This window comes from Chryseobacterium sp. S0630 (assembly GCF_024158915.1).
In the GTDB taxonomy this organism is placed as follows: domain Bacteria; phylum Bacteroidota; class Bacteroidia; order Flavobacteriales; family Weeksellaceae; genus Chryseobacterium.
The window spans coordinates 1-12,635 of record NZ_JAMZGF010000095.1; the positions used below are offsets into that span (position 1 = coordinate 1).

General features: G+C 36.5%; 11 protein-coding genes. 7 read left to right on the plus strand and 4 right to left on the minus strand.

The annotated features are described in order from the left end of the window. Positions 1-1,004, minus strand: a 1,004-nt coding sequence (gene hutH, locus NK356_RS23400; protein ID WP_253318184.1) for a histidine ammonia-lyase, incomplete at its 3' end; no start/stop codon positions are given. A gap of 98 nt (positions 1,005-1,102) precedes the next feature. Between hutH and NK356_RS23405 the strand changes: the two genes are divergently transcribed. Next, positions 1,103-2,359 (plus strand): NAD(P)/FAD-dependent oxidoreductase, encoded by a 1,257-nt coding sequence (locus NK356_RS23405; RefSeq protein WP_253318185.1) that lies wholly within the window; start codon positions 1,103-1,105, stop codon positions 2,357-2,359. A 32-nt stretch (positions 2,360-2,391) separates the two neighbouring features. Here NK356_RS23405 and NK356_RS23410 read toward each other — a convergent pair whose 3' ends face one another. From NK356_RS23410 to NK356_RS23420, 3 genes are all read right to left on the minus strand, one after another. Then, positions 2,392-2,997 (minus strand): hypothetical protein, encoded by a 606-nt coding sequence (locus NK356_RS23410; RefSeq protein ID WP_253318186.1) that lies wholly within the window; start codon positions 2,995-2,997, stop codon positions 2,392-2,394. Positions 2,998-3,073: 76 nt separating this feature from the next. Next, a complete protein-coding gene (locus tag NK356_RS23415) occupies positions 3,074-4,366 on the minus strand; it encodes a phenylacetate--CoA ligase family protein (RefSeq protein WP_253318187.1) in 1,293 nt (430 codons plus the stop codon). A 75-nt stretch (positions 4,367-4,441) separates the two neighbouring features. Beyond that, positions 4,442-6,130: a M23 family metallopeptidase gene (locus NK356_RS23420; RefSeq protein WP_253318188.1), complete on the minus strand. Its 1,689-nt coding sequence runs from the start codon at positions 6,128-6,130 to the stop codon at positions 4,442-4,444. Positions 6,131-6,734: 604 nt separating this feature from the next. Here NK356_RS23420 and ileS point away from each other — a divergent pair. From ileS to NK356_RS23450, 6 genes are all read left to right on the plus strand, one after another. Beyond that, positions 6,735-10,130, plus strand: a complete 3,396-nt coding sequence (gene ileS / locus NK356_RS23425) for an isoleucine--tRNA ligase (protein WP_034692490.1) — start codon at positions 6,735-6,737, stop codon at positions 10,128-10,130. Positions 10,131-10,188: 58 nt separating this feature from the next. After that, positions 10,189-10,569 carry a TraR/DksA C4-type zinc finger protein gene (locus NK356_RS23430; RefSeq protein WP_002983772.1) on the plus strand — a complete coding sequence of 127 codons (381 nt, stop codon included), beginning with the start codon at positions 10,189-10,191 and terminating at the stop codon, positions 10,567-10,569. A 78-nt stretch (positions 10,570-10,647) separates the two neighbouring features. Further along, complete coding sequence (locus tag NK356_RS23435) at positions 10,648-10,893, plus strand: DUF6576 domain-containing protein (protein WP_253318189.1); 246 nt, start codon at positions 10,648-10,650, stop codon at positions 10,891-10,893. Positions 10,894-10,909: 16 nt separating this feature from the next. Then, a complete protein-coding gene (locus NK356_RS23440) occupies positions 10,910-11,104 on the plus strand; it encodes a DUF2683 family protein (RefSeq protein WP_034692495.1) in 195 nt (64 codons plus the stop codon). Further along, entirely contained in the window at positions 11,104-11,745 is a 642-nt protein-coding gene (locus NK356_RS23445; RefSeq protein ID WP_034692496.1) for a lipoprotein signal peptidase, read from the plus strand. The genes NK356_RS23440 and NK356_RS23445 overlap by 1 nt, the downstream gene beginning before the upstream one ends. Positions 11,746-11,760: 15 nt before the next feature. Then, positions 11,761-12,405, plus strand: coding sequence for a vancomycin high temperature exclusion protein (locus tag NK356_RS23450; RefSeq protein ID WP_253318190.1), 645 nt, complete (start codon positions 11,761-11,763; stop codon positions 12,403-12,405). Positions 12,406-12,635 lie beyond the last annotated feature (230 nt).

Here is a 12,635-nt window from a genome sequence, read left to right on the forward strand (position 1 = left end):
CCTCCGTGATATACATGTTGATCTTCAACATTGATAATTGGGTTATCATTCGCAGAATTGATCTCATTTTCAAGAACCTTCTCTGTGTATTCCAATGTATCCAATACGGGACCTAGAATCTGAGGAACACATCTTAATGAATAATATTCCTGAACTTTTTCCTTGAATACTTTTTCCTGTTCTTGAAAATGGGTATAAAGATGTTCTTCTCTTTTTCTGATCAGTTTACTATCTGCCAGGTGAGCACGCATTCTTTCTGCCACTTTCTGCTGACCGTAATGTTTTTTTGTTCCGTTCAATGCTGCTGATAAATGATCATCATAAGCCTGTACAATCTCATTGATGGCACAAGACAGTCTAAGAGAAATATCAGTAAGCTGATTGGCTTTATAAGCATTTACGATACCGATTCCTGACATTACGGAAGTTCCGTTCATCAAAGCAAGACCTTCACGGATCTCAACTTTAATCGGTTCTAATCCTTCAGTTTCAAAAACTTCTTTGGTAGATTTTCTTTCTCCATTGTAAAAAACTTCTCCTTCTCCAATTAATACCAAAGCCAGGTGAGCCAGCTGAACAAGGTCACCACTTGCTCCTACTCCTCCATGTTCAAAAATCAGTGGAGTAATATCTCTGTTGATAAGCTCCTGAAGAAGATAAATAACAGACTGATGCACTCCTGAATTCCCTAATGATAAGGTATTCAGTCTTGCCAGCATACATGCTTTTACTTCTTCTGCAGGCAAAGGGTTTCCAATTCCTGAAGAGTGGCTTCTGATCAGGTTATACTGAAGCTGGTGTGTATCTTCGTCACTGATTTTAAACTGAGCCATGGGCCCAAAACCGGTGTTCACACCATATATTACTTTATTTTTTGAAAACTCTTTTAAAAACTGAAAACTTTTATCCACTCTTGATAAAAGTGATTCATCCAGTTCTATTTTTTCATTCTCAATGATAATTTTTTGAAAGTCTTTCAGTTCTAAAAAGTTATTTATTTTCATCAATTAAAAGTAATAGTTGATAATTTTGTAAAATATTAATTATTTGTCACTAATTTTGCGGCAAAGATAAAAGTTATTATTAAAATAAAAAATCAAAGATGAGCAAAGAATTTGTTGACGTTCTTGTAATCGGAGCCGGACCCTCCGGATGCGTGTCTTCTTCGTACCTGAAGAACAATAACGTCAGCGTAAAAGTAGTCGAAAAGACAAAATTCCCCAGACTCGTAGTTGGAGAAAGCTTAATTCCAAGGGTAATGGACCACTTTGAGGAGGCCGGACTTTTCCCTGCATTAGACAAAATGGGCTTTGAAAAAAAGCTTGGAGCTCGTTTTCTTCGTGGTGACGAAGTCTGCATTTTTGATTTCAGCAACAAATTCAGGGAAGGCTGGGACTGGACCTGGCAGGTTCCGAGAGCTGATTTTGATAATACTCTTGCTCAGGAAGTAATGAATAAGGGAATTGATCTTGAATTTGAAACTGAGGTTATAGACATCAAATTTGACGGAACAGATTCTATAACTACGGTAAGAAACAAGGATGGAGAAACAAAAGAGATTCATGCTAAGTTTGTTATCGATTCCAGTGGCTACGGAAGAGTGCTGCCTCGTCTTCTTGATTTGGAGAAACCTTCAAAATTATCACCTCACTCTGCTATTTTCTCTCATGTAAACGATATCAACAGAGAACCGGGAGAGGAAGGAACTTTGATTTCTTTTGACATTATTGAAACAGAAGTATGGCTTTGGGTAATTCCTTTTTCCAACGGAAACACAAGTTTAGGAATTGTAGGCCCTACTGAATACATTGATAGACTATCTGAAAACGGAGATACAACAGAAGCTTTGAGAAAAGCCATTTCTCTTTCTGATTATTATGTAAAACGTTTTGGAAATGTAGATTTTCTTTTTGAACCTAACCATCTGAAAGATTATTCCTGTTCTGTAAAAAGTTTATTCGGAGACGGATTTGCTTTAACAGGAAATGCTTCAGAATTCCTTGATCCAGTCTTCTCTTCAGGAATGGCTTTTGCCACAGAATCCGGAATGCTGGCCGCCAAACTGGCGTTAAGACAATTAAACGGAGAAAAAATTGACTGGCAGAAAGAATACACAGATTATATTTTATACGGAGTAGATGTTTTCACAACGTATGTAAAAGAGTGGTATACCGGAAATCTTCAGGAATTATTCTTCCATCAACCGGAAAATCCGGACGTAAAGAAAAAGATCTGTGCTGTTTTAGCAGGCTATGTCTGGAATAAAGACAATCCTTTTGTGAGAAAGCACGATACAGTCATTAAAAACCTTGCCAACCTGATCAAGTTAGAAAAGCAGGAACAGCAAAACCAAGCATAAAAAAAACGGTCTGAAAATTCAGACCGTTTTTTTTATTTCATAGATTTTTTAATTTCTCTTCCCAGATATCTTCCGGTAGATTCATAGGCTGCAGCTATTCTTCCGTACTCCATTACAAATTCTTCATTCTGCACAAATTTATCAAACTTTTTAAGCTCTATTTCAGCTAAAACAGCAGAAGGATTATTGGTTTCTATCAGTTTTATTTTACCTGTTATCTCAGCGGTCATTGCAGTAAGCCCGGCATGCCATCCTGGAAATATCCAATTGGTCTCTACCAATAGTGTATATTTTGCAGAAGTATCTTTTTTAAATAAAATATTTTTATACGTCTTATTAAGCCCTTTTGCAAAATAATCTGCATACTCAGTTTTATATTTTTCCCACTCTCCAATCCATTCATTCCATGCCGCTTGTCCTCTTTTAGGATTGTCAAGAACTTGTTTTTTTCTGTTTTCAAGGTATTGAGCTTCTGTAATATTTTCTTTCATAAACAGAACGTTCTCAAATTTAACCTCAACATTTACTTCGGTCTGATCTTTCAGAACACCCAGACTTCCGGCAACTATTTTCATTTTCTCCTGTCCGAAAGCGATTGTCATTGTCACCATGAACACCAGCAATAATAATTTTCTCATATGCTATTAGTTTTTTTAAATTAAGAGCCCAAAGATATTATAAAAGGAAGTATTTATATGACTCTTTATTTTAATTTTATCTTAAGTCAATAAAAGTGATTGGCTTTCTGCTGTTTGGATTAAAAACGGTTTTAGAAAGAACATCAAAATCAATAATTTCAATTTTTGGGCTCACTCTTAATTTAGCACGGAAGTGATCTCTTACTTCATTGACAAACCCTTCATGATCTGCTTCTGTACTTAGTTTAATGATAATCTCATCAAGTCCGATTTCGTTAGCCTGAATAACAATCTGATAGCATAAGATATTATTGAAATCATTCAAAATATCATTCATGGCAGGTGGATACAATGTCGTTCCTTTGTATTTGATCATCTGCTGCTTTCTTCCTACTACAGGCCCTAATCTCATCGTATTTCTTCCACATTGACATGGCTCACCATGCGCTTTTACAAGATCTCCGGTTTTAAATCTCAATAAAGGAATGGCTTCAACACCCAATGTTGTAATGGTAAGTTCACCACTTTCTCCTTCTTTTACAGGATTTCCTTCATCATCCAGGATTTCAGTAATAATCAATTCCGGATGGTGATGTCCTCCCATCTGATATTCACACTCTGTAAAAGCGGTACTCATTTCGGTAGACGCATAGGTAGAAAAAAGTTTGATATCCCATTTCTCTTTGATTTTCTGTGAAAGAATATTATCTGTAAAATCCTGATTTTTGATGCTTTCGCCAATACATACAGCCCCATACACACTGGAGTTTTTATAATCTAACCCGTGTTTTTCGGCGTAATCAATCATTTTCAGTAGAAAAGAAGGTACGGTAATCAAATATTTTGGTTTGTATCTGAAAATAGAATCCCACTGCAGTTCCGGAATTCCGGGCCCCATTCTTACCACGCTTGCTCCCATTTTTCTTAAACCAAGAAAATAAGCAAGCCCAGCCATAAATCTTTTATCTATGGTGGTAATCATCTGAACAACATCTCCTTTCTGAATTCCTGCACAGGCAAATGATATCGCTTCATTGTACGCAAGCCTTTCAAGATCACTGTCGGATAATCCGAAAGTCACCGGGTCTCCCAATGTTCCGGAAGTGGTACTGTAATCCACAATTTTATCTGGTGTTATACAGAAAAAATCATGGTTATACTGCTGAAGATCATTCTTTGTAGTGGTAGGAATCTTCTGAAGATCCTCCAACGTACGGATATCTGCAATATTGATATTATTTTCTTTAAACAGTTTCTGGTAAAAAGGGGAATGAGCTTCAAGATAAGTCAAAAGCTCATGAAGTTTTTCTTCCTGAAATATTTTGATTTCCTGAATCCCTGCTTTCTCGATTGACGGATGAAATTCCAATGATTTTAATTTTTAAAAAGCAAATTTATCTAATTAAAATTAAAAGATTTAAAGATTCAAGTATTAAAAGATGAATTATCTCTTAAACATAAAAGTTTGTGTATTGGTATTCCCTGCAGTATTGATGGTTGTTACTTTTAAAGTATGAGAACCGCTTCCTTTAGGACATTTTTCATCAAAAGTGTAGACAAAATTATCTTTTACACGGGCAAACCTCAACCATTTGCCATCCAGTTCGGCTCGGAATGAAATAATATCTCCCACTTTCGTTGTTCCTTTTAAGAGTAAAGAGCTGCTATTAACCAACGCTCCTTCTGCCCAGCCTGATGAAACGGATGGAAGATTATTATCTATCAACAATTTTGCAGTACCCAATCTGTTGAATTTCCCTTCCGCCCAGTCACCATTCCATTTTACCTTAACAACATTTTTGTCACTGCCATAGTCAAGAACAATAACGGCTTTGTCTTTTTCTGTATTGGTTAATTTTCTGTTGGGTTTTATTTTTAAAGTATATTCATCCTGAACTGGAATGTAAGGACTTTGTAAAACAATACTGTTTGAAACCGCATTCGGATCTGTATCCGGTTTTTCATAAGCATTGAAATTTACCGCATCATACATAGCATTTTTACTGAAGGTAATCTCCGTATTTTCTGTGGTAATGGTTTTCCCTTGATTAGCCATTATTGTTTTTGCCGTAGAAGGTATTTTGTCTGAGACTTTGCTTAACTGAAGTTTGGTTGTCAGACGGCTTGTATTTCCTTTGACGTCTTTCAGAACAATTTCAATAGTATGAACATTTTCATCCTGAAGCTTAATAATCCCATTTTCATTCGGAAGGCTGTAGTTCTGCAATTTCATTCCCGGTAAATCAGATAAGTGCTGAATTCCCATTTTATCTCTGATGAATTTGGTATAATCTATACAGCCGTTGAGGTAACGAGTATCATCATAGTGGATCTTATCAATTTTAAAACTGTAAATCAGCTTACCATCCATTAATAGTTCCGCATTATAAATACCTAGATTAAAACCCTGATTAGCTTTATCAACGGCTTTAACGGCAAAACTTATCTCAGGAGAGTTTACCTGAATGAGACCAGCAGTATAAATATTCCCAGCTTTTTTTACTGAAATGCTATTCGCTCCTGGTTCATAAGTACTGAAACGACGGTCATACCAATACAACCCGCTTATAATGGGTGCTATATTATCAGGAATGGCAAAGCCAAAAAGTAACGGATTTAAACATTCCTCTGTTTTGGTATCTCTTATTTCAAAATGGAGATGTGGGCCTGCAGATCCTCCTGTATTTCCACTCAAGGCAATCTGTTGTCCCTTTTCCACAGGAAACTGTCCGGGTTGAAAGGTAATATCCTGTTCCCACTTCTCATCTTTATACTGCCTTTCTTTTACATATCCATCAAGTGCATTAAAATATTTGTTCAGGTGAGCATATACCGTTGTATATCCATTGGGATGAGTGATGTAGATTGCATTTCCAAACCCGTAGCGCTCTACTTTTATCCTGCTCACATAGCCATCAGCAGCTGCAAGAACAGGAAGATTTTCCTGGCTATTGGTTCTCAGATCCAGCCCCATATGAAAGTGATTGGTTCTGAGAGCTCCAAAATTGGCAGCCAGCTGCATGGGAATATTGAGTGGATTTCTGAAATAATTTTGTGGATAATTATTTTGAGCGTAGGTGATGATACTGCTGATTAAACAAATCATTAATATCAGTTGGGGAAAGGTTTTCATACAGCATTTGGTTTATAGGTCTACTTAAATATACTAATTTTTAAGCTATGCTTATTTTTTTTACCGCAGATTTCACAGATTTTCACGGATGATTATGTTGTAGGTTTTGGCTAATAAGGGATGTATTATGTGAAAACGGGCTCCCTTCGACTAAGCTCAGGATTATAGCCCGTTCCTATTGAATACTCTTTCTCACAGGTTTTGCTGATTGAGCAGATTATTTATTCGTAAAGACTATCCGTCCAGTTTGTCATTCCGGTAGGAATCTATACTCTACATTAATTGGGTTATAAAATATATCGAGACTCCTACCGGAGTGACAAAGTTGGAATTGACAAAGCTAAAAGAGAATATCCCAGAGAGATACAATTCAATAGGAACTGGCTATAATCCTATTGAATAAATTGCATTAAATTTTATATAAAAAACACCCAGAAAAATTCACTTATAAACCGCTTACCATTCCCTTTTTCTCACTTTCTTTATTTATATTTCTGAAATTGAACTTTTTAATAGAAGATATCAAAATAAAACATATATTATAAACCGACAAATTTTAGTAAATTTGCAGACTTAATTAATCAACGATATTGAGATATTTACAATGAGCCAATTTAAAGAATACAAAAACCTCAACCTTATTGACGTAGCAGACAATGTAGCGGAATTTTGGAAACAAAATAAAACTTTCAATAAGAGTGTTGAGATTCGTCAGGGAAATCCTGAGTTTGTTTTTTATGAAGGTCCGCCTTCAGCAAACGGTATGCCTGGAATTCACCACGTAATGGCAAGAGCATTGAAAGATATTTTCTGCCGTTACCAGACTCAAAACGGAAAGCAGGTTTTTCGTAAAGCAGGCTGGGATACGCATGGTCTTCCTGTGGAACTGGGTGTAGAAAAAGAGTTAGGAATCACGAAAGAAGATATTGGCAAAAAAATCTCTATTGAAGACTATAACAAAGCTTGCCGTGAAGCAGTAATGCGTTATACCGACGTATGGAATAACCTTACGGAGAAAATCGGATATTGGGTAGACCTTGATGATCCGTACATCACGTACAAGTCAAAATATATGGAAACCGTTTGGTGGTTGTTGAAGCAGTTGTATAGCAAAGATCTGTTGTACAAAGGCTACACGATCCAGCCTTACTCTCCAAAAGCAGGGACAGGACTTTCTTCTCACGAGCTGAATCAGCCCGGAACCTATCGTGATGTTTCGGACACAACGGTTGTGGCTCAGTTTAAAGTGAAGAAAAACTCTTCAACATTGTTTAATGATGTTGACGGAGATGTACATATCCTTGCATGGACGACGACTCCATGGACGCTTCCATCCAATACCGCTCTTACCGTTGGTAGAGATATTGAATATGTTGTAGTTAAAACCTTCAATCAATATACATTTGAACCTGTAACAGTAGTTTTATCAAGTGTTCTTTTACCTAAGGTTTTCGGTAAAAAATATGCAGAAGGTTCAGATGAAGATTTTGCCAACTATACTCCGGAAACGAAAGTAATTCCTTTCAGAATACTAAAAGAATTTACTGGAGAAAAACTTGTTGATACAAGATATGAGCAATTAGTTCCATGGTTTACGCCAAATGACAATCCTGAGAATGCATTCAGAGTAATCTTAGGAGATTTCGTAACGACTGAGGACGGTACAGGTATCGTTCACACGGCTCCTACTTTTGGTGCTGATGATGCGAGAGTAGCTAAAATGGCTCAACCAGAAATTCCACCGATGTTGGTAAAAGATGAAAATGACAATCTTGTACCATTGGTAGATTTACAAGGTAAATTCATCAAAGGAGACAATGTGCCTGAGGTATTCTCCGGAACTTATATCAAAAATGAGTACTACGATGAAGGAACTGCTCCTGAGAAATCATGGGATGTAGAACTTGCCATCTTATTGAAAACGGAAAACAAGGCCTTCAAAGTAGAAAAATATGTCCACTCCTATCCACATTGCTGGAGAACAGATAAGCCGGTATTGTACTATCCGCTTGATTCATGGTTTGTGAAAATGACTGCTGTAAAAGACAGACTGGTTAATTTGAACAAAGACATCAACTGGAAGCCAAAAGCTACCGGAGAAGGACGTTTTGCCAACTGGTTGGAAAATGTAAACGACTGGAATCTTTCCCGTTCAAGATATTGGGGTATTCCGTTGCCGATCTGGAGAACAGAGGATTTAAAAGAAGAAAAGATCATCGGTTCTGTAGAAGAATTATACAACGAAATCGAAAAATCAATTGCAGCAGGATTGATGACTGAAAACCCGTTCAAAGGTTTCATCATCGGAAATATGTCTGAGTCTAACTACGAACTTGTGGATCTTCACAAAAATGTAGTAGACAAAGTGGTATTGGTTTCTGATTCAGGAAAAGCAATGAGACGTGAAAGCGACTTGATCGACGTTTGGTTCGATTCAGGTTCTATGCCTTATGCACAGCTGCATTATCCTTTCGAAAACAAAGAATTAATAGACAACAATAAAGCATTCCCTGCTGATTTCATCGCAGAAGGTGTTGACCAGACGCGTGGATGGTTCTATACGCTTCACGCTATCGGAACTGCGGTATTTGATTCAGTTGCTTATAAAAATGTAATGAGTAACGGTCTTGTTCTGGATAAGAACGGACAAAAAATGTCAAAACGTTTAGGAAATGCTGTAGATCCGTTTGAAACACTTGCAGTGTACGGTCCGGATGCAACGCGTTGGTATATGATCTCGAATGCAAACCCATGGGAAAACCTGAAGTTTGACATTGAAGGAATTGACGAGGTAAGAAGAAAATTCTTCGGAACACTTTACAATACCTATTCATTCTTTGCTTTATATGCGAATGTGGATGGCTTCAACTATTCAGAAAAAGAAGTGGAAAACCGTCCGGAAATCGACAGATGGATCCTTTCTGAACTGAATCTTCTGATCAAGGAAGTGAAAGCTTTCTATGAAGACTATGAGCCAACAAGAGTTGCAAGAGCGATCAGTAATTTCGTGAATGATAACTTAAGTAACTGGTATGTAAGATTGTGCAGAAGACGTTTCTGGAAAGGAGATTATTCTGATGACAAAATCTCTGCTTACCAGACTTTATACACTTGTCTTGAAACAGTGGCGAAACTTTCTGCTCCAATTGCACCATTCTTTATGGATCAATTATATCAGGATTTAAATAAAGTAACAGGTAAAGAAAACTGTGAATCTGTACACCTTACAGACTTCCCGATAGCTGATGAAAGCTTAATTGATCAGGATCTGGTTGAAAAAACGCATTTAGCACAGAACATTACAAGTATGGTTTTCTCTCTGAGAAAGAAAGAAAATGTAAAAGTTCGTCAGCCGTTACAAAAAGTATTGGTTCCTGTATTGGATTCTAAAGCAGAAGAGCAGATTCTTGCTGTAGCAGATCTGATCAAGCAGGAAGTAAATGTGAAAGAATTACAGTTAATTAATGCTGAAGAAGCATCTCACTTAATTGTAAAACAGATAAAACCTAACTTCAAAGCTCTTGGTCCTAAATTAGGAAAAGACATGAAAGTGGTAGGTGCAGAGATTGCAAATCTTACTACAGAACAGATTGCCGGTCTTGAAAAAGAAGGAAGAATAGACGTTCAAGGATACGAGATCACTCTTGATGATGTGGAAATCTCTACAAAAGATATCCCTGGATGGACGGTTACTTCTGATGGAAAAACAACTGTGGCATTAGATTTGACGTTAACCGATGAGCTAAAATCTGAAGGTATCGCAAGAGAATTCATCAACAGAATTCAAAACCTGCGAAAAGATAAAGACTTTGATCTGACAGACAGAATTTCAATCACATTAGAAGAAAGTTCTCCTTTCTTGAATGAGATTAAGAAAAATGAGGAATATATTTCTTCCGAAGTCTTGTCAAATAAAATAGAAATTGTATCTTCACTTTCAAATTTTAACGAAATCGAAATAGATGAGGTTAATTTTAAGATAAATGTTGAAAAAAATTAACATGTAGTTATTATATTTCAAATTCCATTTCATAATTTTATTAAAAAAGAGAAAGAATATGTCAGACGAAAGAGTTAGATACAGCGATGCTGATTTACAGGAATTTAAAGCGATCATTAAAGAAAAAATAGAAAAAGCAGAAAAGGATCTTCAGCTTATCAGAGAAAGTTTCATCAATGACCAGAATAATGGTACTGATGATACGTCTCCTACTTTCAAAGCTTTTGAAGAAGGAGCTGAAACGCTGAGCAAAGAGCAGAACTCTATTTTGGCAGGAAGACAGGAAAAATTCGTGCGTGACCTTAAAAATGCTTTGATCAGAATCGAAAATAAAACGTATGGTGTTTGCAGAGTAACAGGAAAACTGATTCCTAAGGAAAGACTTTTAGCTGTTCCTCACGCTACGCTGAGCATCGAAGCGAAAAACATGCAAAAATAACCGTAAGGTTTGAAAAATAATATTGGGTTTATATCGTATTCACGGATACTTTATAAACCTAATTTTTAATGTATACCCATGAGCGAATTATTAATTTTGGGATTGATTGTCACACTAGTGCTGCTGTTTTTCAACAGAGAATGGATCAAAAACAGATTCTTTCCTGAACCGCAGAAGAACTATACCATTGATGATCAATTCAATTCTGATAAACGGGAGCGGAAGAAAGAAATCGACAGACTTTTGAGTAAGATGGGCAAAAATGGAGTCAATGATCTGTCTGAGAAAGACAGGAAAAGACTTGATGAGCTGTCCAAAATGTAAAAAACAAATATAAGAAATGGAATCTATCATAGTACATCCTAAAAATTCTATGGAGCTGAGTGCACTGAAAAGTGTCCTGAAGGAAATGAATATTAAATTTGAAAAGGCTCATGTTAAGAGCTCTTTCAATGGACAGAAAGTGGTCAAGAAAGCAAGCGATAACAAAAATGTAAAGCCGGCTTCAAAGCCCTCAAAACCTAAAGGACAGTAATGAAAAAGATCTTAGCGATAACACTTTTAGTGTTGTTCATTGACCAGGCTTCAAAAATTTATATCAAAACTCATTTTGAACTGAATGAGAGTATTCCTGTCATCAATGGCTTTTTTAATAAAACTTTTGTTGAAAATCCGGGAATGGCGTATGGATTTCACTTCGGAGGAATCATTGGAAAATATTTTCTGGTTATCCTAAGAGTTTTCCTGATTGGAGGGATGATCTACATGTTCAAAAAATGGTTAAAAGAAGGAGCTTCTAATTATCTTTTAGTTCCAATGGCGATCATTTTTGCAGGTGCAATCGGAAATCTTATTGACGGAATGTTCTATGGAATGATCTTCGACAGCGGAACTGTTTATGACGCCAGCACAGACCGATGGATTGGCTATGGCGGAATTTCTAAGCTTGTTCCTTTCGGACACGGATATTCTACATTTATGAAAGGATGTGTAGTGGATATGCTTCATTTTCCTGTAGTAGACTGGTACGTTCCTGAAAGCTGGCCTTTGATAGGAGGAAAACATATTGAGTTCTTCAAATATATTTTCAACGTTGCAGATTCTGCCATTACAGTAGGAGCAGCATTCTTATTAATATTCAGAAAAAAAGCTTTCCCGAACGGTCTGGAGTTTTAAAAGATATATTTTCGGATGAAAAAAATAATCAAAAATATTTTTAAATTTTTCCTGCTTCTTCTCGTTGCAGGAATTATTTTTATTACCTGGGCGAATTACAGCATTCAAAAAGACAGCGAACCATTCGTTTCCTATAATACTGCTGATGTACCGCAAACAAAAACCGCATTATTACTGGGAACCGGAAAACTTCTGAGCAACGGAACCCCAAATGCTTATTTCTATAACAGAATTAAGGCCGCAAGTGATTTATACAAAAGTGGAAAAATACAATACATCATCGTTAGTGGTGATAACAGTACCAAGGATTATAACGAACCTGAAGATATGCAGCTTGCACTGATGCAGGAGGGAATTCCGCAGGATAAAATCATTATGGATCACGCCGGATTCAGGACACTGGATTCTGTGGTAAGAGCAAAAGATATTTTCAGTCAGACAAAACTGGTTATTATTTCTCAGAAGTTTCACAATGAAAGAGCTGTTTTTCTGGCCAGAAAAAATGGAATGGAAGCCTTTGGATATAATGCAGCGGATGTGAATAAATATGCAGGGTTAAAAACCAATTTGAGAGAATATTTTGCGAAAGCCAAAGCATATTGGGATCTTCTTTTTGGGGTGGAACCGAAATTTGGAGGAGAGAAGATTGTGATTCCTTAATATTTTTCCCACGGGTTGCACGGATTTTCACGGATGATTGTGTAGAAGGATATTAAGATTTTACCGATTGATAGGTTTTGGCTAAAAGCCAATGGGTGAATGTTCAATTTTTAAGCTGGCTGGGCTGAAGCCCACCCCTATTGAATTTTAATGACAACATCTTTTATCTTTTATCTTTTATCTTTTATCTTTTATCTTTTATCTTTTATCTTTTATCTTTTATCTTTTAT